The sequence below is a fragment of the Niabella beijingensis genome, from assembly GCF_020034665.1.
Taxonomy (GTDB): domain Bacteria; phylum Bacteroidota; class Bacteroidia; order Chitinophagales; family Chitinophagaceae; genus Niabella; species Niabella beijingensis.
The window spans coordinates 3,232,001-3,258,058 of record NZ_JAIQDI010000001.1 but is presented as its reverse complement, the minus strand read 5'-3'; the positions used below and the strand labels follow the sequence as shown (position 1 = coordinate 3,258,058).

Below are 26,058 nucleotides of genomic sequence, written 5' to 3'. Positions count from 1 at the left end.
ACCCAGCCAGCAGGGCAGGCTACTCCAATACCGGCCGGAGCCAGCGCCGGAGCTCATCTTCCGGCATTTCCTTTCGCTGTACGTAATCCAGGAACTGGTCTTCCTGGATCTTTCCAACCCCGAAGTATTTGCTTTCCGGGTGACTGAAATACCAGCCGCAAACCGAAGAAGCCGGGTACATCGCCAGGGATTCGGTAAGGTGGATGCCGGTAGCTGCTTCCCCGCCCAGCAGTTCAAACAGTTTGTATTTTTCCGTGTGGTCCGGACATGCCGGGTACCCCGGTGCCGGGCGTATCCCCTGGTATTTTTCCTGGATCAGCTCCTCATTGGAGAGCTCCTCTTCTTTTATATATCCCCACAGTTCCTTGCGTACTTTTTCATGCAATAATTCAGCAAAGGCCTCGGCGAAACGGTCCGACAACGCCTGCAGGTTGATCTTGCTGTAATCATCATTCTGCGCTATAAACCGCTCCAGGTGCGGCTCTATACCGTGTATGGTTACGGAGAAGGCGCCGATGTAATCGGTCGCCGGACCCGGGCAAATAAAATCTGCAAGACTTAAATTGGGTTGCCCGGCTGCTTTTTTTATCTGCTGCCGCAGGAACTGAAGCGCGGTGGACCCGCCACCGGTCTGCTGCACCAGCACAGTATCATCTGCTGTTTTTGTTACCGGCCAGAACCCGGCCGCACCCTGGGCGGTCAGCCACTGTTCTGCAATGATCTGATCCAGCATCTTATTCGCATCGTGGTATAATTTCGTGGCTTCCTTTCCCACCACCGGATCTTCGAGTATCTGCGGAAATTTCCCGTGCAGCTCCCATGAAATAAAGAACGGCTGCCAGTCGATATACTTTCTTATTTCCGACAGATCATAGTCCCTGAACGTGCGCACCCCGGTAAAAGAAGGCTGTACCGGCTGAAAACCGGTCCAGTCGATACCCGCTTTGTTTTGCTGTGCAGTGCTAAAGGGCAGGAATTCCTTTACTTTTCGCTTACTGGCAAAATCCTCCGCCAGCTTTATATATTCCGTTTTAATATTTTCCAGGAACTGTGGTTTCTGTTCCGGGCTCAGCAGGGAGCCGGCTACGGTAACACTGCGTGAAGCATCCAGCACATGCACTACCCCTTTGTCGAATTGCGGCGCGATCTTAACCGCTGTGTGCATACGCGATGTGGTAGCACCGCCGATCAGCAGCGGCTGCGACATATTACGGCGCTGCATCTCATGGGCCACGTTCACCATTTCATCCAGCGAAGGCGTGATCAGTCCGCTCAGCCCGATGATATCCGCCTTTTCTTTCTCCGCGGTATCCAGTATCTTATCGGTAGGCACCATCACCCCCATATCAATGATCTTGTACCCGTTACAGGCCAGTACCACCCCAACAATATTTTTACCGATATCATGCACATCTCCCTTAACAGTAGCCAGGAGAATGGTGGGAGCAGCATCGTCGTTGATATCGGGATTGGCCAGCTTTTCTTCTTCAATAAAAGGCGTCAGCCAGGCCACACTTTTTTTCATTACCCGCGCGCTTTTTACCACTTGCGGCAGAAACATCTTGCCCGAACCGAACAGGTCACCTACCACATCCATGCCCGCCATCAGCGGCCCCTCGATCACATCCAGCGGACGGGGATACTTCAGCCGGGCCTCTTCGGTATCGGTATCGATATAATCTGTAATACCATTTACCAGCGCATGTTTCAGCCGTTCTTCCACCGGTGTCGTTCTCCATGCAAGGTCTTTCTTTTCTGTTTTCCCCGAGGCCTTTACCGTTTCGGCGAAGGCCAGTAATTTTTCTGTAGCCTCGTTGTTTTCATTGTTCCGGTTCAGGATCACATCCTCACACAGCTGCCGCAGCTGTGGTTCTATTTCATCATAAACCGCCAGCTGTCCTGCGTTCACAATACCCATATTCATTCCGGCGCTGATGGCATAATACAGGAATACCGCATGCATCGCTTCCCGTACGGGTTCATTACCGCGGAAGGAAAAAGAAAGGTTGCTGACACCACCGCTGATGCTTACTTCCGGCATCAGTTGTTTGATCTCCTTTACGGCTTCAATAAAATCCACGCCGTAATTATTGTGTTCTTCCAGTCCGGTTGCGATCGCAAAAATATTCGGATCAAAAATGATGTCCTGCGGCGGAATGCCTACCTGTTCTGTAAGAATTTTATAGGCGCGGTGGCAGATCTGCACCTTCCGCTCTTTGGTATCCGCCTGCCCCTGTTCATCAAACGCCATCACCACTACTGCTGCCCCGAAGCTCTTGCAGATGATGGCCTGTTCAATAAATTTTTCCACGCCCTCTTTCATGGAGATGGAGTTTACAATGCACTTGCCCTGTACGCATTTAAGTCCGGCCTGGATGATCTCAAACTTTGACGAATCGATCATCAGGGGCACTTTTGCAATATCCGGTTCACTCTGCACCAGGTTAATAAACGTGTTCATGGCCTGCACCCCATCCAGCAGCGCATCGTCCATGTTCACATCGATCACCTGTGCCCCGTTCTCCACCTGCTGCCGGGCCACACTCAGCGCTTCTTCGTATTTGTTCTCACGGATCAGCCGCGCAAACTTCTTGGAACCGGTCACATTGGTCCGTTCCCCTACATTGATAAAATTGGTTTCCGGTCGTACTACCAGTGGTTCCAGCCCGGAAAGACTTAAATAAGAATGAATTGTTGTACTTGCTGCCATTAAAAGTGATCTTGTTCTTTTTCGTTCTCTGTTATAGCTATTCGCCTTTTTATGCGACAATGGTTTCCGCCACCGGCAATATCCTGGGCGCAACACCGGCCACCGCTTTTGCAATGGCTTTGATATGAGGAGGCGTGGTGCCGCAGCAGCCACCCACAATATTTACATATCCTTCCCGGGCCCAGTCTTCCAGAAATGCCGCGGTTTCTTCCGGCAGTTCATCGTATTCGCCCATGGCATTGGGCAATCCTGCATTGGGATAGGCCGATACATAGCAGCCTGCCAGGTTTGCCAGTTCGCTTACATGCGGACGCATTTCTTTTGCGCCAAGCGCACAGTTCAGTCCCACACTCAGCGGATTCGCATGCGCCACGGAAATATAAAATGCCTCAAGGGTCTGCCCGCTCAGCGTCCTGCCGGAAGCGTCTGTAATGGTGCCGCTGATCATGATCGGCGCACCATCGGTGCCATTCTCAAAGCGGGCGGCTTTTTCCGGGTGTTCCCTGAAAAATTTCTTGGCTGCAAAGATGGCCGCCTTTGCGTTCAGGGTATCGAAAATGGTTTCGATCAGCAGCAGGTCGGCCCCGCCATCCACCAAACCACGGATCTGCTCCGTATAGGCGTCCACCACCTCATCGAATGTTACTGCCCGGTAGCCGGGATTGTTTACATCCGGCGACAGGGACAGGGTTTTATTAAGCGGTCCGATGGCACCCGCAATAAATTTGGGTCCGGTGTCCGGATGTGCTTTTGAAAAGGCATCGATCGCCTCGCGGGCGCAGGCCACAGCCGCCACATTCAGCTCATAGGCCAGGGACTGCATATCGTAGTCGGCCTGGGCAATGGAAGTGGAGCTGAAGGTATTGGTTTCGATGATATCGGATCCTGCCTCCAGGTATTCTGTATGAATGGCTTTGATGATATCCGGGCGTGTGATGCTCAGCAGGTCGTTATTTCCCTTTACATCGGTATGCCAGTTTTTAAACCGGTCGCCCCGGTAATCCTCCTCCGTCAGCTTATACCGCTGGATCATGGTGCCCATGGCGCCATCCAGTACCAGTATCCGTTGCTGTAACAGTTCTTTTATTTTGCTCATGGTACAAAATTTTAAACGGGCAACATTACTTGCCGGTATCTGAAACCAAAAAATAAACGTGGGAAATCTTTGAAGGGATTCTAACGTTTATTAGTTCAGATTTTTAAACAGGCTGAACAATAAACAAATCCGCCTGCGGATGCAAAGGTACGGTTTTTTAGCTTTCCGCTATCAGTGTTGAGAATCGGGCTATCAGACAGAAGTTTTAAGCCTTTAGTCGTCAGTTATATTCCGGAGCGGGCCTTAAACCCTTAACATTAAATCCCGCCCCCACCAATTACCGGCTCATATACTTTTCAACGGGAAGCCGGTTTTGCAGACTACGGCCCAGGGTCAGTTCGTCTGCATATTCCAGTTCGCCGCCAAAGGCGATCCCCCGGGCAATGGTGGTGATGCGCACAGACTGATCCTGGAGTTTTTTCTGAATATAATAGATGGTGGTATCGCCCTGGATGGTGGGGTTCAGTGCAAAGATGAGTTCTTCCGTTTTTTCATGTTCTACCCGGTGCAGCAGGGAACCGATGTTCAGCTGATCCGGCCCCACGCCATCCAGCGGGGAGATCACTCCGCCCAGTACATGATAGGTACCATTGTATTGCTGGGTGCTTTCAATGGCGATCACATCCCGGATGGTTTCCACCACACAGATCGTATGCTGCTGCCGGTGCGAATTGGAACAAACGGAGCAGAAATCACCGTCCGCCACATTAAAACACCGTTTGCAAAAGCAGATGTCCTTTCGCATGCGGTCGATCGTTTCGCTGAACCGGCTTACTTCACCGGGCTCCTGCCGCAGCAAATGCAGCACCAGCCGCAGCGCTGTTTTTTTACCAATGCCCGGAAGTTTCGCAAACTCATTGACCGCTGATTCCAATAAACCGGATGAAAACTGCATCCCGCAAAGATACACCGGAAAAAAGAAAAAATGCCCCGGCAGCCCCGGCGCGCTGCAATAAACACTGTTTTTATCCGCATTCGATCCGGGTACCCAGGAGCTCCAGGAATGCCCGGATCCAGGCCGGATGTGCCGGCCAGGCAGGCGCTGTAACCAGGTTGCCATCTGTAACCGCTTCCGTAACGGCCACTCCGATATATTCCCCGCCGGCCAGTGTTACCTCGGGTCCTACTGCCGGATAGGCGGTCAGTTTTCTTCCTTTTAATACATTGGCTGCAGCCAGTATCTGGATAGCATGACAAATGGCAGCCACCGGTTTGCCCGCCTCCATAAAATGACGGGTCAGCTCAATTACCTTCGGATCCAGCCGCAGGTATTCCGGTGCCCGTCCGCCTGCAAGGCAGAAAGCATCATAACCGGATGCGTTCACCTCATCAAAACTATAATTGAGCTCAAAGAAGTGCCCCGGTTTTTCACTGTAGGTCTGGAATCCATCAAAATCATGAATGGCCGTGATCACTTTTTCACCCTTCTTTTTCCCGGGGCAAACGGCATGCACTTCATGCCCCACCATGGTCAGCATCTGAAAAGGTACCATTGTTTCATAATCTTCTGCAAAATCACCCGTCAGAAACAGAATTTTCTTTGCCATATCGTTCCGTTTTTCCCCAATATACAAAAAACACACCATATCGAACAACTGTTAGCAATCCGGTTCACCGGGCCGGCAAAGCGCCTTAAATTTCCACATATTAACAATCAGTAAGCAGGGAGGAAGTTTCATTTTCCGCAAAAGCGATTATGTTTGCAATTCATATGCAAACAAAGAGTCTTCTCGGTGTTTTTTTCGCTGCAGTAACCGTCATCCTGCTTGTCTTATCAGGAGGAGGGTGTGCCAATATCGTCCCTCCGACGGGGGGGCCGCGGGATTCGCTTCCGCCGCAGATCGTACGGGTGACCCCGGCAGACAGGACCAAACATTTCGACCAGGAAAAGATCACGTTTTATTTTGATGAATATGTGGACCTGAATGATGTATATCAAAACCTGGTGATATCGCCCTTGCCAAAATCGGTTCCCCAGGTCGACCGTAAACTGAAAACGGTGACGGTGCGCCTTAAGGACAGCCTGCAACCGAATACGACCTATGTGCTCAATTTCACCAATGTGATCAAGGACATTACAGAAGGCAATAAGGCCAAGGATATGCTGTACGTGGTGACCACCGGTGATTATTTTGACTCACTCCAGCTCAGCGGCAATGTGAAGATGGCAAAAACCATAAAAGCGGATTCGACTTTGACCGTGATGCTGCATTCCAACCTCGAAGACAGTGCTGTGTTTAAACAGCGCCCGGAATATATTGCCAAAGTGGACAGCACCGGGGATTTCCTTTTCCGGTACCTGCGGCCCGGAACTTACCGTATCTATGCCCTGAAGGATGAAGGAGGCTCCTACCTGTATACCAGCAAGACCCAGGGATTTGCATTTGCCGACTCGCCGGTCGTGGTTAGTGCCACGCCCCCTCCCCCGGTTCGCCTTTATGCCTATGCGGAAGAGGAACAAAAAGCAGCAGGGTCCGCTGAAGAACCCGAGCTGGACAAAAAAGAAAAAAGGCTAAAATTCCAGATCAATTTACAGGGGCAGCAGCAGGATCTGCTGGAGCCGCTGGTGATCACCTTTCCGTCAGCGCTGAAAACCTATAACCCGGAAAAGATGCTCCTCACCACGGACAGCACCATGACCCCGGTTACGGGTCATACCTTTACACTGGACAGCACCCGGAAGATCATTACCATGAATATGCAGTGGCAGGAAGGAACCAGGTACAACCTCGTCCTGCCTAAAGATTTTGCTACAGACAGCCTGGACCGGGGCCTGCTGAAGCCGGATACCATCCGGTTCACTACCCGGGAGCGTAAAGAATACGGACAGGCCCGGCTGACCTTTAATAAGCTCGATACCACTGTGCATCCGGTATTGCTGATCTCCCAGGGGGGCACGTTAAAAAATGCATTTCCGTTGCGGTCCAATATCCTAAACATCGACCTTTATAACCCGGGGGATTACGACCTGCAGGTACTTTTTGACCGGAACAATAACGGGAAATGGGATCCGGGGGATTTTATAAAACACATCCAGCCGGAGATCATCGTTCCGCTGGACCGGAAACTTACTTTTAAAGCCAACTGGACACTGGAGCCGGAGATCAATCTGAAAGAACCGCCGAAGTGATTTGAGAATGCAGAATTGAGAATTTTCAATTGAACGGGGAAGCGCCAGTTGACCTTTAACCTGTCTGACATCAGCGGAAAACCAAACCGATGGCCGATAGCTGGTAACTAAAAGCTAATGGCTGCCTGCCGAATCTCAAATCTGAATTCCCGATTCTAAGTATGACTATCCCGGCATCCGGGAAATGTATTTTTCGATTTCCTTGATCTGGCTGACGATCTGCGGGGTTGTAGGTTTACAGGCCTTTGCCTTGCGGAAAAAGTCCTTGGCAGCCCGGAATTCCCTTTTATTCATCATGATACTGCACATCTGCAGATATGCCGCAGCCTCATTCTCTTTATCGGGCAGGCCTTTGCGGATCGCCTGGCGGATATAGCTTTCCCCCTGCCGGGTATTTCCCTTTTGCATGGCCAGCATCCCCATTTGCAACAGGCTGGCGCCTTCTGCTTCTTTCATCGGCATACCAAGGTCAAGCCCTTTTTTCATCATGGTCTCTGCTCCGTCAAAATCCTGCTTGCTCATTGCAATATTACCTTTTAACGTATAATATACAGAGCGGATAGGCTTATACAGCAGGTTGGGGAACCGGATCGAGTTCAGCACTTTTTCGGCTCCGTCCAGGTCACCGCTCTCCATATATTCCTGGATCAGGCGGAGCGGTCCGAAGAAAAAATGGCTGAAAAGCAGGATGACACCTACCAGGTAGAGGGGAAACGCCGGCCAGAAACTCCCAGCATAATTGACATACGCACCTGCAAGAATAAGAATGATGCTGATGGGTAACCGATACTTTATTAAAAGATTATACGCTTTCATGTTGTTTTTGTTTTTTATCACCCGGCCCTGTTTGTTTGCCGGTCCTTTTGGGGTTGCAAAGATAAGGGTTGCCGCGCAGCGTAAAAAGGCCGCCTGCTATTTAATAACGGCGTAAATTTGCGGCATGGCAATGAGTGATGATCTGCAGGTCCGGTGGTGGACCCTGGAAGCAAAACTGGTAGAGCGGTTCGGGAAAAAGCCGGATATGGAAACGCTCCTGTTTCTAATTGGCATTCAGGAATTTGGGGAGATAAAACCCAAGTTCTCCAAAGAGCAGAAACAGGAACTGATGCATGTAGCTGTTTGCAGTCTGCTGACACCCAGCGGGTATTATGCCTATGAAGGCCGTGATAAGGATGGCTGGCCGCATTTTAAACAGCTCAAACAAATGCCGGTGATGAACCCCATCGAACAGGAAAACTTCTTAAAAGACCATGTGCTGCTCTATTTTGAAGAGCATGGTCTTTAGGAACTTTATTGCTGACACTGTTATTTTCTTCGCTGTTTTTTAATCTTCCATCCTTCTGATCGAGTAGCGGTACTGCCCGGAAGCTGCCGGTTTTTTTTCGATGAGGGTGATCCTGTAAATTTCGGGACCCCATACATTCGAAAGGCGGGTATCATCCAGTTTCACGGTATCCACCGTCACATCAAAAATACGGTCGTCATAGCGCAGCAGCGACCGGATATTCCCCTGCCGGATCATCAGCTTTCCATTATCCCCTGATGTAACAGTACCGTAACAAAGAAAATGAATGCGGTTCTTCTGTCCCGGTTTGCTGAGCCGGAACCGGTCTTCTATATCCAGTGATCCTTTATTCAGCCGGTAGGTCCGTTTCCAGGATTGCACTCCCGCATCAGCAGGATAGGCATTGGCGAGGTTTAGCGAAAAGGTCTTTGTTCCCGGATCGAACCGGGCTTCAGTTGCTTTGTATTTTGCACCGTTCCGCTGGTTGTGCCCGTTTATTTCCGGAACATTGTGATAGGCGCTTTGCATGGTCCAAATCGAATACCGCTCCGGGCCGAATGTTTTACGGGTATAAGTACCTACTCCGGCATCGATCATAACCGGTGTGTTACCGAAGTATAAATTAAATGAGCCGATGTCATTGTGGTTATGACTTTCATTGTTATGTCCGCCCTTGGCCGCAAAGAATACTTTATTATCCCGCATAAAACAGACCTCTGTCTGCGGATACCAGGTATACGCCGGTGCACTTTGTAACGGTTTACTTCCGGCGATTTCTTTATCCATACGCAGCGATTGAAACAGCCGGTAAATATCCCGCCCTTCCCATGGCACATGCGGCTCCTTTTCGTTGCTTTGCAGCAGTGCTGCCAACTCCATCATTTCACCGCTGCCCACCGCTTTACCATACCGGTAGATCAGCCGGGCATCCGGGCTCAGTCGTGCTGAAGCATCCGCAAAATTCACCACCCACCCGTTTCCGACATAGGCCCGTGAAATATATTCCCCCATATTCTTAATGACCGGTTCGTTGAACAGGGAGATCTTACCTCCCGTCATATCATACAGCAGCTGGAGGTAATCATACAGCTTTCCCGCGGCATGTCCCCAGTAGGAAGGGCCCTCCTCGCAGGCACCGTCCTCATTGGTATAGTTGATGAACTGGTCAACAGAGGTCATTGTCCGGTACACTGCCTGCGCCAGTTTTTCCGGATCTTTTTCGATTAAAGCAAATGTTTGCAACACGTTGAAATTGCACCAGGGGTTCCAGTTATTCACCAGGTCGCCCGGTTTGTAACGCAGTGCCATCCACCAGAGGTGGTCGGTAGTCATATAGGGTGTCAGGATACGGTTTTCCAGTTCCTGTTTCAGACGCATCTCCAGCAGCGGGTTCAGTTTCCGGAATTCGTTATGAAAATAATAGTAGATCCAGGAGAACAGGGAACCAAGGTCCCCGGCCATCAGGTCGATCACCTGCTCGCGGTGATCCGGGAACAACTGCTTGCTGGTTTGCAGGCTGAGGTGTGCGGAAAGTGCCCAGGAGGTCATTTCGCAGGTAGAAAAAACACCATTGGCCAGCTGATCCAGGTAGCGTCCTTTTCCTTCAGCCAGCTCCGCCATAAAAAGACGTACAATGGCGGTAATGTTTTCATTAAACGGCCCCTCCATGATCACGCGGGAGCCGCTGCGGGAATACTCAAGATAATCGGTGGCCTTTACTACCTTCCACTGGTAGTTCAGCATTGCATCCCCGTTGCCGATAAACTCTTTTTTATAATTTCCCAGGAACCGGTCCCATCCCGACCGGTCCTGATATGCCGGATAAGGCACCCATTGTTCTGCGGGAACCAGCACATTTTTCACCAGCGTTACATCCCGGTTTTTTTGCAGCAGATCTCTTTTTACATAGGCATCTGCTGTTACGGGCAGCAATACAGTGATAAAAAATAAACTGATGATTCCGTTTTGCAGTGAAGCGCTTACTAATCTTTTCATAACCGTTTTGATGATTGCAGCAACCTTGTTCCGGGCAAGTTAACCGTTGCTGTTTTACCAGGGAAGATACAAGCTTTGGACAATAAAAAAGCGGATCTTCCGGATCCGCTTAAAAAAGAGTTCTGAAAACCATCAGAGGCCGCCAAAGCTAAGACCAATGGTATACGGTTTTATTTCCGGTCCGGCGCCATCTTTCAGCAGTTTGGTGAACTGATAGGTACCGAACAATGTAAAGTGGCCGACACCGATACGTGCCGTACCCACGATACGGGTGGTATTGAAATATCTTTTGCTGGATTCTTTCAGCAGGTAGTCGCCGCCGGATTGTACCACACGGGTACGGGTTGCGGCCTTTATCATGGTACCGGCTTTCACACCCAATGCTATTTTAAAACTTTTGTCGCTGTGCTCGGGATCTGAAACAAACCGCAGTTCGAGGGGTACTTCAAGGTACGTGGTTCCCAGCTTTGTTTTTTTCGCATCCAGGCGCGTGGTATCATTGAACGGCAGCCGCGTACCGGTTGATTTTACATTCACCAGGTTCACATCCTTATCCAGCGACATGTGATCGGAACCCACGCCCAGCCCGATCGCAGCACTCAGCTTCTGATTGCTTTTAAAAGGGAAATCGAGCATAAAGTAGGCATTGATGCTTCTGGGAAAATTGCCGGTCTGAATACTATCCGGCAGACTGGTCCAGTTCGTATAACCCAGCTGAACCAAAAAATGGTCGTTTGCCCGTTTGGTAAGGTCGTATTTTTTCTTTGGGGTCTTCGGGGGAGTTGCCGCCATTGCTGCGGCCGCTGCTGTTGCGCTGGCACTGGTATCCACCTGAGCATGCAATGCACCGCCGAGCAAAAAGCAGGCAGCCAGGAATAGAACTATTTTCTTCATAAATATTTTAAGTTGGCGCAAATATATTTGTCTTTGGGTTAAAATTAGGTTAATAACCGGCCCTTCTTTTAAAAACGATAAACTTTTTCCTTAGGAAAGTACCATTTTCTGCTGGTTGAATAATTATTTTCTTTAATTTCGCCCTCCCTTCGGGGTACCGGTCAAGACACTGATCCTGATTTGTCTTTTATAACTATTTTGCTGTTCTGCAGCATTGGTCCTATAGCTCAGCCGGTTAGAGCATCTGACTCATAATCAGAGGGTCCCTGGTTCGAGCCCAGGTGGGACCACTTAAAAATCAAGCAGTTACATAAATGTGACTGCTTTTTTTACACTTCTGATAAACATTTTCCGGATTAGATTGAAAAGTTGAGAGACTAAATACATCAAGCATAAATTTTAGCGAGTCTAAACAGCTGGACCTACAAATAGTAATTAACGAGAATGTTCCACCTCATACATATCATAGACACGACAATTTGGAAAAGCTGTAAAGAAAGTAAATTAACTGCCCTATACCAGTAATGTATAAAAGTTACTTCATCTCATCATTTTAATGGTATAGCCGGTACCGATACCGATGTTTTTATTGTTAAAACCTTTCGTATTAAAGAATTGTGGCAGCAGTTGAGGAGTTACTTAAGGAACCCGGCAGCAAATAAAAAGTAGATTACTATATTTTATTTAAAATAATGGCGGCCTGTTGTCTGTTAATATTCGTAAAACTCACGCAGCTTTATGTGCTTATAGTGGCGGTGTATTTCCCGCTTTAGAAAGTATCGGTGGGAGAAGCCGGTCAATACGACGATTCGTTTCCCCGGATTTTGTTTAACAATTGCGGCGATATTTTTTGCCATAGTTTTATTTCGCAAATCCCAAAACTGTGACAGGCTGCTATAAGCGTTTTGTAAACTCGCTTTTGTCCCCAAACTGGTTGTTACAAGAAGTTTTGAGAATTCATTCCTTTGATTTATAACTTTTCTGATTTTGTGGTGTTGGTAAAACTGTTTTCTTTTTGCTAGCTTGTCGAGCTCAAAACTATTAAAGTTAAAGGCTGGTCTGTCAATATAAGCATTCAATTCGTCTGTAAGCGAATAGTATTTTTTTACAATTTTAGTTTGTCTTTTTCTCAAAAGTTTATTTCGATATAAACTATCCAGCAGCTTCCCGGCTAAATTTTGTGATTGTTTAATCCCGTGCTGCAGGCGATAAGTATCCCGGTTTTCGTAATCAAAATGAGAGGCAATAGTTAAGGGATGTAGTTCAATATATCTAGCTGTAGCAACCGGTTCATTTTCTTTCGATTTGTATTTTAGTCTGAATTTTTCATCAAATGTTTTTGAAAATAGACCGCTATCCAGCTCAAGAAGGATAATATCAGGCTTTACCTTTTCAAGAATAGTGGAAAGGGTGTCTGCATTAAAGCTTTCTGACGCAAAGTGGGTATTACCAATAATAGTAAGTTCCTGGCTAAAAAGGTAAGCCGGGAAAATCAGAGCGATCAAAGTTATAACGCATCTCATTGTAGAAATTTTCCTATTTACTACACGCCTGAATGTCTGGAATGTTACACCGCCAGGCTTATAAGAATGAGCTTTTATTTTAATTTGAGACAACTATCATTGGATAATGTTTGACCCAATGATTTAATAGATGCAAATCAGAATATAGCCAAATATAGAAAACGAAACAGCGTCAATTGCTTCGACATCCAGATAAAACAGAGAGAGAATTTCTGAACATTGATCCACCTTTTTAGCTAAAACAAATATTACGTACGCTACTATTTTCATTAATCCTTCATATTCGTTATTTGATGAAGCGGACCCTGCGGCGAGTTCTGACTGGATCCGTGTATATTTGCGATGCCAGTATTGGGAAGGGATTGCAATTTCGGTGTTCAGTAAAGTGGATTTTCTATTCAGCGATACTGAAGAAAGATTAGAGCGGTGCCATCTTTTCTTGTCTTGCTTTTTGGGCAAATGGGTTTAATTGATAATAACATATTTAGTCGAATTTAATAATGACTACTACAATAAATGTAAACGCTCAGATTTTTAGTGCCTGTTACGATAATATGCAAATCGATAGACTATTGTTAGGGTGAGTAAAGTAATTTCTGTCTGATTGCATCTTTCACAACAATCCTTTTTCTGTTGCCTTCCGAATCAGTGCCGCTGAGTTATTGACTTCAAATTTTTGCATGAGGTTGCGCCGGTGCGTTTCAACAGTTTGCGGGCTGATGAATAGTTGTGCCGCAATTGAACTGGTGGTGGTACCACGACTGACCAGCTGCAATATTTCTTTTTCGCGGGTGGTGAGGCGGGGTACTGCTTTTTCGGCCGGCGGGGTGGGCGCAAAAACTATTTTTTGCAAATCGGCGGGCAAAATAAACCGGTTGTCCATTACCTGGCACACGGCGGTGAGCAGATCCTGTTTGGAGGTGTTTTTGAGCAGGTAACCATCGGCGCCGTTTTCCAGCATTTCCTGTATCACACTTTTTTCGGTATGATTGGTGAGCGCGATTATTTTTATATGCGGTTGTTGTTGTTTTATACTGCTGCATAATTCAATACCCGACATTTGTGGCAGGCTAATGTCCAGCAACAGCAGGTCCACACTGTGTTTCTGTAAAAAGGCCCATGCTTCTTCTGCTGTAAAAAATACACCCGCGAGCTTTAGCTCTTTGCTACTGCTGATGATGGTGCTGAGCCCTTCGGCAATGATGGAATGATCTTCTACCACGCCTACTGATATTTTATTCTTTTTCATTTAACACTAATTCAATATTTATAATGGTTCCCTTACCGGGCGTGGATTGCAACTCGATTTTTCCTTTTAAAAATTCTACACGGCTGCGTATATTATCCAGCCCAATGCCCCGGTTGCCTGCTTTATTTGCTTCCGCCATACCACGACCATTATCTTCTACCGTAATAGAAAAAAGATTTCTATTTTGGCTGCATTGTACAAAGGCTTCTGTGGCGGCGGCATGCCGTACCACATTGGTAAGCAGCTCCTGTACAATGCGGTAAATAATGGTTTGCTCCTGCTGGGAGATGCGGGTGCTAATGTTCATAAAACTATGCTCAACAGATAGTTTTTCACCCGATATCGATTGACAAAGATCGGTTAATGCTGTTTCCAGCCCGGAGCGCAACAGGGCTTCGGGCATCATATTGCGGGCTATGCGCCGCAACTCGGTTACCGAATTGTCTAATTGCAAAATCACTCTGTTTATTTCCTTTGACGGCTCATCTTCCAGTACATTGGTCAGGTTTATTTTTACGCCGGCCAGCATGCCGCCCAGTCCGTCGTGCAAGTCCCGGGCCATGCGCATACGCTCTTTTTCCTCACCTTCCAGCAGCGCCTGTGTAAGCGCAATTTCCTGCTCCTGTTTTAAGGAGTGTAATTGCTGCGCAGCCTTGTATTTACGTATTCTGTTCAGGTATAAAAAAAGGAACAATGCCAGCAGCAGACCTGCCAGACTTATCCAGGTAAGCATTTTTTGCCGCTTCGTTTTATTATTGGCAACAAGCAAATCCTTTTCTTTTTGCACAAAATTGTATTTTGCTTCCAGTTCGGCTATTTGTCGTTTTTCGGTCGCGCTGCTCAGGCTATCCGAAAGCCGGGCGTATTCACTCAGCCATTTATAAGCAGCGCCCATATTGTTAAGACCGGCTTCAGTAGTTGCCAAACCACGATACGCCAGTTTTCTGTCTCCCACGGTGGTCATATAGCCTCCATTAACCAGCGTAAGCAGCACCTCTTTTTCGGCTTTTTTATTGTTCTGCTGCCTGTACAGCCGCGCTTTTTGATACAATAAAGAGCGTATATCTGTGCGGCTATTTATTTTTTGCGCTGCCGAAATGCCTTTATTAATGCATTGATCGGCCTGTTCTTGCTGATGGTTGTAAATATAATATTGTGCGGCTATGGCATAATAGTATGGTTCGTATGTAATGGCGTCCGGGTTTTGATCCATAATGCTGAAAGCGCTGTCTAAAAAAACTTTTGCGTTGGCGGCTGGCGCCTTTTTTAACAATTGTATTTTTGCAAGGTTTGCAAAATTATTTGTCTGTTGCAAATTGAGGGGTTGATGGCGCTGGTAAATAGCGACAGATTTTTGCGCATATAAAATAGCTTTATCCCAATTGCTGGTGTTCATAAACGCATTTGTTAAATGAGTGTATGCATACGCCACACGCAGGCTGTCGCCGGCTTTTGCTGCCAGGGGTATCACTTTGTTTTGTACCAGATCCGCATAGGCTTCTTCATCGCCCTTTATTTGGATGGCTATGGCTTTGATGCCCCATGCGCGGCTTTGGTATGCATAGGACGCCGGTGTATGCACTTTTTCAAGAAAAGAAAGCGATTGGTTTGTTATTGCCGCTCCTTTGTCAGGGTCATTATTGGTATATATTCTCCCCAAATAAAAATACCCAACGCCCAGATAATAGGGATCTTTTTTGCTCAGCTGTATTCCCTGTCTGATATAGCCATAACTGGCAGCGGTATCGGTTCCTTTTGTTTTATCTGACAGCTCGTAAAGGATCATGGCCCTGCCCGTGTCGCTGGGTGTGCGTTGCAGCAGGCTCTTTAAACTGTCTATTTCCTGCCTGTTTTGTGCTATGATGCAATGAGCAACAAGTAAAAAGATGATCGATATATACTGTTTTTTTTTGTTCATGGGGAATGGGTCGTGGTTGATTACAATACGCTATAAACTCCTCCGCGTTAAAGTTCGCACTTATTCCCAACACATACAATACCTAAAAACCCTTAGCCGTTTCTACCGGTTTTCATGGATATAAAAAATGAAGGTTTTCTCCGATTGTTTTTTCCTGTAATTGATGAGAATTTAGCACCGGATTTTCATCGATCTCAAAAATGAGCTTCTAAAAAGAAACAGAAGGAATGTTTATTACAAAGTCATCATTTCTAAATCACACAGGAGCAGATCCGGTTAGTTTTTTTCCGGCTCTCGGGGTGTTTTTGCTGAGTGCTCAATTGGATACTATACATCTTTTTTCATTTATTAAAACAATCAATAACCAGTAAATCATGAAAAAAAATCAGTTGTTTTTGTTACTCTTTGTTTCAGGTATTTTATCATTCCAGTCCTGTAAAAAAGATGGCGTCGGCGAAAAAGAACAGACCGTTTATAGTACTGATTTCAGTTCCAATGACGGGTTCTGGCCAACGGGAACCAGGTCGAACGGCACTATACTTATGATAGAGGGTGGTTATTATGCACTAAGCACCCAAGGGGTGGAATGGAATGTATGGCTAAAAAGTTTATTTGAAAAAAACGTTCAAAGATCTGCAATTGAGGCCTCGGTCAAAGTTTCTACAATCGGGGGAGATACCTGGGGTAATGGTGGGTTGATCTGGAACCTGCAAGGAAGCGGTTCTAGCATAACCGGTATGTCTTACTTTTATATTTCCCACAATGGGCAATTCGTAATTGGCGGGTATCCTAATGGTTATAACAAGCCTTACGTAAATTATGTGAACTGGACGGAAAATAATGTTATAAAAAAAGAGGCCTTCAATAAACTGCGCATTGAAAATATCCAGGGAACATGGCATTTCTACATCAATGGAAAAGAAGTGCATAGCATGCCTTCCAAAAAGGGAAATCTATTGGATCAGGTAGGTGTTGCCGCGCATCCAAAAACAATACTCATGGTCGATTATTTTAAAGCGGTTACCATTGGCCAGTAAGGCGGATGCACAAATTCAGAAAGCGCCGCAAATGCACAGATACGATCAACGTTTGGCTGAAGAAGTACGCGAACGGGTGCTGCAAAGACAGGGTGGTTATTTAAAAAGCAGCAATCATCTAATTATAACGCCTGTAAAAATACAATGATGATTAAAAAATTATTACTCCCACTAAGCTTTATGTTTATTTTTTTTGGATGCAAAAAAGATAAAGGAGTTAGTAATCAACTTTTGGGAAAATGGTATTATGCACGGTTAGTAATTTATTCCGGCAAGGATGGAAAAGAATTGAAACGGGAGGAGGGCAACACCTGCGAAAAAAAAAGTTATAAGGAATTTTTATCCGGAGGTGTGTTAAAAGATGCAGGGTATGCACAAATAAATAAAAAATGTGAATCTACGGGTTTCGGCCCAAACAGATATAAATATGACGTATCTGCAAAAAAAATAATTGCATGGTTTGATAGCAATGGGGAAAATAGTCCCACGGGTATTTATCTTGTACGTAGCATTACCGCAACACAACTGGAATTACAATTGTACGAAAGAGATGTAAATGGCGATGGCGTAGATGATCCACATGTTTACGTATGTACAAAGTAAGTAGAAGGAAAAAATGAAGTATCCTTTTGATGTAAAAACACTGAAAAATGAATATTTATAACAATACAATGATGATTAAAAAATCACTCCTCTCCCTAAGCCTTGTATTTATTTTTTTCGGATGCAAAAAAGAAGCCGATGTTGCTGATCTGCTTATTGGCAAATGGAATTATAGTGCAAGGTCTTATTTAGTGGGCGTGGACAAACGGGAGCAAAAAGAGGCAACTGATTGCACTAAAAAGTCATTTATGGAATTGGCAGCTGGAGGCACTTTTCATCGGGAATCGTATGGTGATGAAGTACCAAATACGGGTTGTCAGTTATCCATTTCCGATCTAAAAAGCTATCAATACGATGCCGCTTCAAAAAGACTAATCCTAACCGGAGGAAAATCGAAAGAAAACTATAAGGTAATCAGTATTTCAAAGAGTAAATTGGTATTACAGAAGCTTGATGAAGACGGAACCCTACCCCCGGGTGAACTTGAATATACCTATATACGGTAACTATTGATGAATGCTTGAACGGAGCCTTAATGTATTCAAAAAAAGAGATTATTTACCCAGTACTATAAAAATATGATGATTAAAAAATTACTCCTCTCCTTAAGTTTTGTGTTTATTTTTTCCGGATGCAAAAAAGAAACCGATGTTGCCGGGCTGCTTGTTGGAAAATGGAATTACAATGCAAGCAGCTATGAATATAATGGCAAACAGGTGCGGGAAGCGGCAAATGATTGCAGTAAAAAATCTTTTATAGAATTTGCATCCGGCGGTGCTTATCATGGGGAAAGCTATGGTGATCAGAATGAACATAATACCTGCCGGCATAGCATTTCCGACCAAAAGAGCTATCAATACGATGCCGCTTCAAAAAAAATAACCCTAACCGGGGGAAAACGGACTTATGCCTATAAAGTCATCAGTATTTCAAACAATAAACTGGTGATACAATATATTAGTGAGGACGAAACATTGCCGGCTGCTAAAGATGAATATATAAGGTAACAACTGATGATTGGCTAAAAAGGGGTGAATTCAAAGAAATGGCTCACACCTCTCATTCAGAAAATCGTTTATTTAATCCGCTTATAAGAGTTAAAATCAATAAAAAATTATACACATGAAACGAAGCCAATTACTATCACTTCTGTTTTTTTGCCTGCCCATTTTGTGTTATTCACAATTAACAAAAGCGGAGCTTGAAAAAATGAAGCCGAAAGTAGCGCTGAAAGAAGTAGCAAAAAGCGGGTACCGGCTTGATAACGGATGGGTCTGGAAAACAGGCGATACCGTTTATTTTGGAAAAGGAACCTTACCTACGAAACATTTTGCTTTTGTTTATGAATCTGAAACAAGCTGGTATAACGTGCTCGGAGGGCCTAAGTCGGGAAATGATGCTATGAATGACCGGATATCGCTAAAATCCAATGAGGCAAAAAGAGGCGTCATTAAAAAAATCACGCTCACCGGAACTGAAAAAGGGGGGTACACAGCCATTGGGGTTGTTGGTCTTGGAGGAGCCGCTAATTATTGGATTGAAATTGACAACGCGGTCGAATCCGGTGAAATAAGGTCCCCTAAACAATATGCGGTTAATAATCCGGCCGAGCCGTTGGCGCCCGCTTCCTCATCTAAAACGGATCAGTTGAAAGAACTTAAAAAGTTGCTCGATGATGGCACGCTGACCCAAAAAGAATTTGATGCGGAAAAGAAAAAAATCCTAAGCAGTCAATAATTGCGAAACACTGCGCCTGGTAACAGCGCACCCGGCTTCTCATGACAGCTCTCACAGGTGCACATCGGAAAATTCGGGAAAGAGGAAAAACTGCGATATAAAAAGCTCGTAAGATGGGCAACACCAGGAATTTTGTCTGCGCAGTCCGGTCAGGTCAGCACCTTAAAAAAATGATCCTCCAAAATAATGATACCCTTCCATAAACAAAAAGGCCCGGCTTTAAAAAAAGCAGGCCGTTGCTAACCTATGAAAAACACCAGCACTAAAGTAGTGCTTATTCTTTAAACTTTTACCGAATCCTCCAACTAAATTTTCCGGAAACCCGAAATAAAGCGGGTATAAACAGTAACTTTTTCTATAATAATTCATTAATTTATTGGCGTTTTTTTCACTTTTTAGTGAATTTTATGGGGAGTTTACTATTTTTGTTCCGGATCGGCCGTTGTGTATTGCAAGTTTTTTACCTGATCACTTTGAAAAAAAGTACAGCTATTAAAATTGCAATCATTCTTTTTAAAAAATGAATCTGACCTTGAAACATCAGCTCTCTTTTCCATGATCCCATCTGGTTGCTGATTGAGATCTGTGGATAAATGATGTAATTAAGCTTTTGTTAGTTAATCTTCTCATTTGTCTTGTATAAAAAGCAAAATGGGAGGATTAACTTTTTCGCTTAAATAACTCCTCGCTTTTTGACCAGCCGGATGACGATAAATGAAAATGTAAAATGTGAGACATAAGAACGGAACGGACACTGATTGCTGACAGCTCCTTATCTCCTGGTGATCTTTAATTTCTTGTCAACAAATTCAAACGCGTTCAGGACCTTATCAAGCTGTTCCCGGGTATGTGTTGCCATAAGGCTTGTCCGGATGCGGGCATCTTTACGGGCCACACCCGGATAAACAATACAGTTGGCATATACACCTGCTTCAAAAAGCAAGCGGGCTGCATCAGCAGTCTTGTGCGGATCACCGATCTTAACAGGAACGATGGGTGATGCGGTAGTACCGATATCCAGTCCCAGATCCCTGAGCCCTTTCTGATAATAGTCCACATTTTCCGCCAGTGTTGTTCTCCAGTGCGGTTCCTCATCAATCAGGTCGATCGCTTTTAGAAGTCCCATAGAAGCCGGAGACGACGTGGAAGAAAATACCTGCTGCCGGGATTGGTACCTCAGAAAATTTATTATTTCCGGTTTTGCAATGATGAAACCGCCGATATGTCCAAAGGCCTTGCTGAGTGTTCCGGATAAAATATCCACCTTATCAAGCACACCGAACAGCTCTGCACAGCCCCGGCCGTTTTCTCCTACAACACCGATGCCATGTGCATCATCCACCATAAGGTACCCGCCATATGCTTTTGTAAGTTCAAGGATCCTGTCCAGCAAACCCAGATCCCCATCCTGTGAGTACACCCCATCCACGATTACCAGCCGGGTAGCATACCTGGACCGGGCTTCCTCCAGTGCACGTTCCAGGTGTACCAGGCTGTTGTGAGGAAATTTTTTTATGTTGGTACCCGGCAGTCCTTCATATACACTTGCATGTACCGCCCTGTCTACAATGGCGCAGTCTTCTTTTTTGAGCAATGCTAACAAAGTGGCACTATTGGCTGTGTAACCGGTGGTAAAAACAATGCTTGATCCCTGCGTGCGTCCAAAAAATGCCGATAGTTTATTTTCCAGCGCCACATGGTATTCATGATGGCCGCCGATCAGCGGCGAAGCACCGGCACCCGTTCCGTATCGCTGAATACCTTTTACAGCCGCATCAATCACTTTCGGGTGATGCGTGAAATTCAGGTAATCGTTTGATACCAGGCTGATGCATAACTTAGGATCCGGTGCAAACAGGGATCGTACCAGCACCTCCGGTCCGCACCCATCCGTAACAAACCTGAAATTCATTTGCTGCCGGTCTTCCATAAAACCGGTAAACTGTTCAAAGGCTTTTGCCCGCTGAAATATGTCGTAATGGGGTATTGTTTCGAAATCTTTAAAGGAGGCTTTTTCAAAATCAATATTATGCCCTGACTGCATACAGAAGATTTTTTGGCCAAATATAGAATAAAGTGGTTCGTTTCAGGAGCCGGCCCTTCTCCTAAACCGGAACATTCCGGATCACAGCATAAAGGTCAGCGTTCTTTCTTATGCCCGTAACATAATTCCAGGAGCTTGTCGATCATCCTTATAAACCGCTCCCGCCCTTCCTTCGTATTCGGGTCTATCCCGCATATGGTACTGTCGATCATTTTTCCATGCAGCACGATATAATAGATTGCTCCTACAAAAAGACCTGCTACGGCCCTGAAATCGATGTCGGTGTCTTTAAACACCAGGTCCGATGCCTCAAAAACCGGTACGCCGAAGTCTTCGCGGACATCCGCGATCTTCTTTATCGCCTTATTTTTTTCGCTGATTCCCCAAAGAATGATCTTTTGCATTTCGGCAGAGGTGGCAAAATATTCGAAGTCATCACGAAATAGCTGAGACATCATGTCTTTTTCCAGCGGCTTTATTTCAGCCGGAGGACTTTGCGCAGCCTTTTCCCTTTCCTGGTTCCAGAAATCGGTCTGCATCAGGTAGGCATTGATCAACCCGTCCAGGCCATCAAAATAAAGATAGATCAGTTTTTTTGAAACACCGGATTCGGCTTCAATCCTGTTTACCTTTATACTTTGAAAACCATCTTTAACCAATATCCTGCCTACGGCCGCTATCAGTTTTTCCTTGGTTCGCTCTTTGTTATAAATGCCTCTGGGACCAGTTTTTCTTGCCATGTCAAAATGTTTCGATCATTCATCCAAATCAAAAATCAGTGCCCCTGCAATTTACAGTTTTATATCAGAACCATCCTCCTGCAATGACCTTAAAGATCCGGACCAGCCTGCAACGGTAAGGCAATCTATCGCCTGAATGGCACTACGGTTACGCATCATATAGCATGCTGCTCAGCCGATTATCCTCTGTATCACCGGCATACGGCCAATACTTCGCGCCGTGCAACAGCCGCTTACCAAACAAGGGTGGCCACGGTATTTGCCGGCAGCATGCAGACAGCATTTTTACCGGAATAACTGATCCGGAATACCTGCTCGCCGTTCTGTTCGTTCAGAACAATCATTACTTTTTTACCTGCCGGTGTCAGAAATGCCACATTGGACAACCCTGCGGCATCGCTGCTGTAGATCCTTCGGGACCCCGCGGGTACAAATTTTGAAGCATGCGCAATAATGTAATAGGCCACATTCCGGTTCACTCCATTTCCGTCAAGGGTCAGTGCGCCTTTACATTGTGTGCAACCACCCGGTGTGTGGGGGTTGTAGCCCGGGTCGCTGGCCAGGTTCCATTCCAGCGCAATACGGCTCCAGTTCTTTATGGTGCCAATGATCACATTCTTAATATGCCATTTCAGGTCGCCGTTAAAACTTCCTGTAGATCCGGTCCATTGTTCGGTAAAGTAAAGGTTCCTGTCGGGATGCGCTGTATGTACCTGGTTCAGGGCACTTACATTTCCCGCATACAGGTGAAAGGCCGAGCCATCAATATATTTTTTTGCTTCCGGATCATTCAGGATGGTGATGGGATAATCGGGCCGGTCGAGGTTGTGATCATATACGACGATCTTTGTTTGAATACCGGCAGCTTTAAATGCCGGTCCCAACTGATCTTTTATAAAATCCCGCTGCTGTTCTGCCAGCATCAGCAAACTGGGATTATTCCCGGGATGCAGCGGTTCGTTTTGTGGTGTCAGTGCGTCGATCGCAATCCCTTCTGCCTTCATGGCCTGGATGTACTTTACCAAATAGTTTGCGTAAGAAGCATAGTATTCCGGCTTAAGGCTTCCCCCCTTGGTCGCACCATTATCATTCATCCAGGCCGGCGGGCTCCAGGGCGAGGCCAGGATCTTAATGGCAGGATTGATAGTAAGGATCTGCTTCAGCACCGGTATCAGGTTTATCTTATCCGGCGCAATGCTGAATTTTTCCTGTGCAATATCAGTTTGCCCGGGAAGCAGGTCATTATAACTGAAAACGGCGGAATCCAGGTCGGAAGCACCCACGCTTACCCGCAGATAGCTGATACCTATACTGTTTTCGCCGCTTCCGAACAACTCTTTTAACAGGGTTTCTTTTTTTGCATCATCCATCCGGTTGATGAGCATTGCGCTGCCGCCGGTCAGTGTATATCCAAATCCGTCGATCTCCTGGAACGCACGCGCGCTATCCACCGTTATAACCATACCCCCTGTACGACCGCTGCTGAAGTTTATGGTATTGCTTTTTTTCAGGAGCACCGAAGAATCCGCCCGGGTGATCCAGACCGTTAATACTGCATCCGGGGCCGGCGGCAGACCGGGTTTTACCGTTTCTCCGGAATTTCCGGGTTTGCTGAATTGCGCGTAAACAGATATAAAAGCAAGCAGCCCGATACCGGCAAGTGTTCTTTTTTGTTGCATCCTGTTTTATTTTATGGCACTCTTCTGAAATCGATGACCGAAGCAGTGACTGCGGGTCCGGATGTTCCCGGAAACCATTCCTGTTACAAGCGATCTGTCTGCTGAAAATATTCTCAAGTGCTAAACTAAAGAAAAAGCAACAATTTGTTCCGGACATCCGGAAACATCCTGCTCCCGGTAATCCGGATGCCGGTAGCTTATGCGCTGCCGCACAAAAAGAAAAGTACGGGCAGCCGGAGAAACAAAAAGATCATCCGCAATAACAATGCAAGCGGTAACGATCCGTTTTTATTTTTGATAGCGTTCCATTATCCGGTCTACCATACGCCACGCCGGTGATTGGTCACCCAACGGTACATACCCAGTACATTCAGCTTGCTCATGGCATCAAAGCCACCCCATTTCTTTACCTCGTCTGAAAATTTCACATTGCGGTAAAGCTGGTCCCAGCTCTGCCCCGCCCTTACAAGGTTTAATACCTGCTGATGCAGGTCCTGCATGTATTCCCGTTCTTTACGTATATCTTCTTTTGTAGCGGGAGTATAATGCCCCACGTCGATATAATCCACATCCTGTTGCAGTGCCCAGTCCAGCGTTTCTATCCATCCGTCGTAATAGAAATCCAGGAAATCATTATACGGCATTGTTTTGGACTCACCCACATCAGTCAGTTGCAGTGCTTTATATTTTGGAAATAACACCACCGACATGTTGTTGGAATGGCTGGGAGCAATATGGTTAACAATAACGGTATCACCGCCCAGGCTGATCGTTAACTGTTTGTCAAAAACAATATCCGGAACGGCTATCGGCAATTTTTCTCCGATGATCGGCTCCAGGCCGTTCTTTTGAACGATCACCTTAGCACCGGCCTGCTGCAATACCTGCGAGCCACCGGCATGATCATAATGTGCATGGGTTAGGATCACGTATTTTACCGGCACGTTGAACCGCTTTCGGATTTCTTCATTCAGCCAGATGGCGGCCTGGGTCAACGCCGGATCTATAACAATAGCGCCCTCTTTTGTAACCAGTACCAGGCCACTGTGTAAAGCCGGTAAGGTTCCATTGGTATGCCGGTACAAATTCCCTTTCACCTGTGTGAGTGTTTTTTCAAGGCCGGGATCCGGCCTGCCAAACACATCGGGTAGTACTTCCCGGTTCATATATAGAGCGTGGTCTACATAGTCTGCGCCTTTTAAATGGGGGTCCTGCTGGCCAAAAGCATTTCCCCGGGCCATCATCATACAAAAAAGAACGGGCAACAGTAAATAATTCCGGTTCATGGGTAATCGTTTAAATATTGTCGGAAGCCGGCTGGTCCTGCGCCGGGTTTAAATACACCAGCACCAGCAGTGTAAATATCGGATAAAATACAAGGTTTGTAGAGCCGCCGAAATTGAACAATATGGCCAGTCCAAAACAAAGTATGGTAAAGGTAAAAATGCTCAATACCAGTGCATAGTTGAGCCAGGGCTTAGGCCCGGATTTCCGGAACTCTCCTTTCAGCAGGCTGATGATCAGCAGCAGTGGCACAGCCAGTTCCAAAACACCCAACAGATAAATAATCAGTGTCGTTCCACCGGGTAGTCCGGCTACAAAGCTGTCTTTAAACATGTTTACATACCGGTCAATGGCCTGCCGGCCGCCGAATATTTTAGCCCAACCGGGTATTCCCATTGTGTACAGCAACACAGCGTAAACAGGCAGCAGCTTTATCGAAGAAAAAAAGGTATGGGTACCGGCCGGTTTTCCTTCCACGATACCCAGTATTAAAAACAACAGCATGGTAAAAAAGAACAGTAACGCTGCCCCTTGCTGATTGGAAACCACCCGCATGATACCACCATATACCGTACCCGCCAGGATGACCGAAAACAAGGCCCATTTTAATACTGCTGCATTACTTATGTTCCGAAACTCTCTGTTTGCAAAAGACGCCAGGAACAGGATACCGCTAATAATAAACAAGAGGCCCACTATCCGGAAAGAAAGCATTACACCGGACGAAATAATTTCATTTGGCTCTTTAGAAACCACGTTCTGGTATCCCAGCAGCCGGGCTTCATCATCCGATAACATACCAAATCCATGAGCAAATGCATACGCACATAATAAGAGTGCGATCAGCACCACCGAAATTACAGTCAGGTTCATTTGTTTATTTTTCATCAACAAAAATTTAAAGATTCATAAAACCGATTTGTGAAGGTCAGCGGCATTAGACAAGGATTCTCTATACAGATCTGCATAAAGAGCGTAACAATACCATTACCAGTGTACATGCTGCTGAAGGGAAACTGATCCGTTTTGCATTTGCCTTTTTAGAATAAGATGCCCCATGCCAGCCGCTTTTCAGCGATGCAGTTGACACAGCAGCTGACAGCCGCAAAGTTGTCTGCTGTAAACCAAACACAA

At 46.1% G+C, this 26,058-nt stretch carries 22 protein-coding genes and 1 tRNA gene; 8 read left to right on the top strand and 15 right to left on the bottom strand.

Annotated elements, in window-relative coordinates:
- Window positions 1-19: 19 nt before the first annotated feature.
- The 4 genes from metH to K7B07_RS13570 form a co-directional block, all read right to left on the bottom strand.
- On the bottom strand, window positions 20-2,710 hold the full coding sequence (gene metH, locus K7B07_RS13585) for a methionine synthase (RefSeq protein WP_223710469.1): 2,691 nt from the start codon (window positions 2,708-2,710) through the stop codon (window positions 20-22).
- Between the two features lie 49 nt (window positions 2,711-2,759).
- Window positions 2,760-3,806 (bottom strand): homocysteine S-methyltransferase family protein, encoded by a 1,047-nt coding sequence (locus K7B07_RS13580; protein ID WP_223710468.1) that lies wholly within the window; start codon window positions 3,804-3,806, stop codon window positions 2,760-2,762.
- A 277-nt stretch (window positions 3,807-4,083) separates the two neighbouring features.
- Entirely contained in the window at window positions 4,084-4,701 is a 618-nt protein-coding gene (gene recR / locus K7B07_RS13575; RefSeq protein ID WP_223710466.1) for a recombination mediator RecR, read from the bottom strand.
- Between the two features lie 70 nt (window positions 4,702-4,771).
- Window positions 4,772-5,353 (bottom strand): DJ-1/PfpI family protein, encoded by a 582-nt coding sequence (locus K7B07_RS13570; protein WP_223710464.1) that lies wholly within the window; start codon window positions 5,351-5,353, stop codon window positions 4,772-4,774.
- A 149-nt stretch (window positions 5,354-5,502) separates the two neighbouring features.
- Here K7B07_RS13570 and K7B07_RS13565 point away from each other — a divergent pair, with 149 nt between their 5' ends.
- Window positions 5,503-6,936 (top strand): Ig-like domain-containing domain, encoded by a 1,434-nt coding sequence (locus tag K7B07_RS13565; protein ID WP_223710463.1) that lies wholly within the window; start codon window positions 5,503-5,505, stop codon window positions 6,934-6,936.
- A 165-nt stretch (window positions 6,937-7,101) separates the two neighbouring features.
- Here the strand turns inward: K7B07_RS13565 and K7B07_RS13560 are convergent, their stop codons facing one another.
- Window positions 7,102-7,752 (bottom strand): tetratricopeptide repeat protein, encoded by a 651-nt coding sequence (locus K7B07_RS13560; protein WP_223710461.1) that lies wholly within the window; start codon window positions 7,750-7,752, stop codon window positions 7,102-7,104.
- Window positions 7,753-7,882: 130 nt separating this feature from the next.
- Between K7B07_RS13560 and K7B07_RS13555 the strand changes: the two genes are divergently transcribed.
- Window positions 7,883-8,221 (top strand): hypothetical protein, encoded by a 339-nt coding sequence (locus tag K7B07_RS13555; protein ID WP_223710459.1) that lies wholly within the window; start codon window positions 7,883-7,885, stop codon window positions 8,219-8,221.
- Window positions 8,222-8,260: 39 nt separating this feature from the next.
- On the opposite strand, the gene K7B07_RS13550 is transcribed toward K7B07_RS13555, so the two are convergent.
- Both K7B07_RS13550 and K7B07_RS13545 read right to left on the bottom strand, forming a co-directional pair.
- A complete protein-coding gene (locus tag K7B07_RS13550; protein WP_223710458.1) occupies window positions 8,261-10,216 on the bottom strand; it encodes a heparinase II/III family protein in 1,956 nt (651 codons plus the stop codon).
- A 132-nt stretch (window positions 10,217-10,348) separates the two neighbouring features.
- Entirely contained in the window at window positions 10,349-11,110 is a 762-nt protein-coding gene (locus tag K7B07_RS13545; RefSeq protein ID WP_223710456.1) for an outer membrane beta-barrel protein, read from the bottom strand.
- Window positions 11,111-11,326: 216 nt separating this feature from the next.
- Between K7B07_RS13545 and K7B07_RS13540 the strand changes: the two genes are divergently transcribed.
- Window positions 11,327-11,400 (top strand) — tRNA-Ile (locus K7B07_RS13540).
- Window positions 11,401-11,820: 420 nt separating this feature from the next.
- Here the strand turns inward: K7B07_RS13540 and K7B07_RS13535 are convergent.
- The 3 genes from K7B07_RS13535 to K7B07_RS13525 all read right to left on the bottom strand — a co-directional run bounded on the left by K7B07_RS13535 (window position 11,821) and on the right by K7B07_RS13525 (window position 15,800).
- Window positions 11,821-12,633, bottom strand: coding sequence for a hypothetical protein (locus K7B07_RS13535; RefSeq protein WP_223710454.1), 813 nt, complete (start codon window positions 12,631-12,633; stop codon window positions 11,821-11,823).
- Window positions 12,634-13,246: 613 nt separating this feature from the next.
- Entirely contained in the window at window positions 13,247-13,882 is a 636-nt protein-coding gene (locus K7B07_RS13530; RefSeq protein WP_223710452.1) for a response regulator, read from the bottom strand.
- Entirely contained in the window at window positions 13,869-15,800 is a 1,932-nt protein-coding gene (locus K7B07_RS13525; protein WP_223710450.1) for a sensor histidine kinase, read from the bottom strand. Before K7B07_RS13525 ends, K7B07_RS13530 begins: the two co-directional genes overlap by 14 nt.
- 374 nt (window positions 15,801-16,174) lie before the next feature.
- Between K7B07_RS13525 and K7B07_RS13520 the strand changes: the two genes are divergently transcribed.
- The 5 genes from K7B07_RS13520 (at window position 16,175) to K7B07_RS13500 (ending at window position 19,177) form a co-directional block, all read left to right on the top strand.
- A complete protein-coding gene (locus K7B07_RS13520) occupies window positions 16,175-16,837 on the top strand; it encodes a hypothetical protein (RefSeq protein ID WP_223710448.1) in 663 nt (220 codons plus the stop codon).
- Between the two features lie 144 nt (window positions 16,838-16,981).
- Complete coding sequence (locus tag K7B07_RS13515; protein WP_223710446.1) at window positions 16,982-17,440, top strand: hypothetical protein; 459 nt, start codon at window positions 16,982-16,984, stop codon at window positions 17,438-17,440.
- 47 nt (window positions 17,441-17,487) lie between these two features.
- Window positions 17,488-17,946, top strand: a complete 459-nt coding sequence (locus tag K7B07_RS13510) for a lipocalin-like domain-containing protein (RefSeq protein ID WP_223710444.1) — start codon at window positions 17,488-17,490, stop codon at window positions 17,944-17,946.
- Between the two features lie 72 nt (window positions 17,947-18,018).
- Complete coding sequence (locus K7B07_RS13505) at window positions 18,019-18,447, top strand: lipocalin-like domain-containing protein (protein ID WP_223710442.1); 429 nt, start codon at window positions 18,019-18,021, stop codon at window positions 18,445-18,447.
- Between the two features lie 202 nt (window positions 18,448-18,649).
- Window positions 18,650-19,177, top strand: coding sequence for an SHOCT domain-containing protein (locus K7B07_RS13500; protein WP_223710440.1), 528 nt, complete (start codon window positions 18,650-18,652; stop codon window positions 19,175-19,177).
- 772 nt (window positions 19,178-19,949) lie between these two features.
- Here the strand turns inward: K7B07_RS13500 and K7B07_RS13495 are convergent.
- The 5 genes from K7B07_RS13495 to K7B07_RS13475 all read right to left on the bottom strand — a co-directional run bounded on the left by K7B07_RS13495 (window position 19,950) and on the right by K7B07_RS13475 (window position 25,812).
- Window positions 19,950-21,221, bottom strand: coding sequence for an aminotransferase class I/II-fold pyridoxal phosphate-dependent enzyme (locus tag K7B07_RS13495; RefSeq protein ID WP_223710438.1), 1,272 nt, complete (start codon window positions 21,219-21,221; stop codon window positions 19,950-19,952).
- Between the two features lie 95 nt (window positions 21,222-21,316).
- Entirely contained in the window at window positions 21,317-21,961 is a 645-nt protein-coding gene (locus K7B07_RS13490) for a TetR/AcrR family transcriptional regulator (protein WP_223710436.1), read from the bottom strand.
- Window positions 21,962-22,194: 233 nt separating this feature from the next.
- On the bottom strand, window positions 22,195-23,640 hold the full coding sequence (locus tag K7B07_RS13485) for a glycoside hydrolase family 30 protein (RefSeq protein ID WP_223710434.1): 1,446 nt from the start codon (window positions 23,638-23,640) through the stop codon (window positions 22,195-22,197).
- A 317-nt stretch (window positions 23,641-23,957) separates the two neighbouring features.
- Window positions 23,958-24,926, bottom strand: coding sequence for an MBL fold metallo-hydrolase (locus K7B07_RS13480; RefSeq protein ID WP_223710432.1), 969 nt, complete (start codon window positions 24,924-24,926; stop codon window positions 23,958-23,960).
- Window positions 24,927-24,936: 10 nt separating this feature from the next.
- Entirely contained in the window at window positions 24,937-25,812 is an 876-nt protein-coding gene (locus K7B07_RS13475) for a hypothetical protein (RefSeq protein WP_223710430.1), read from the bottom strand.
- Window positions 25,813-26,058 lie beyond the last annotated feature (246 nt).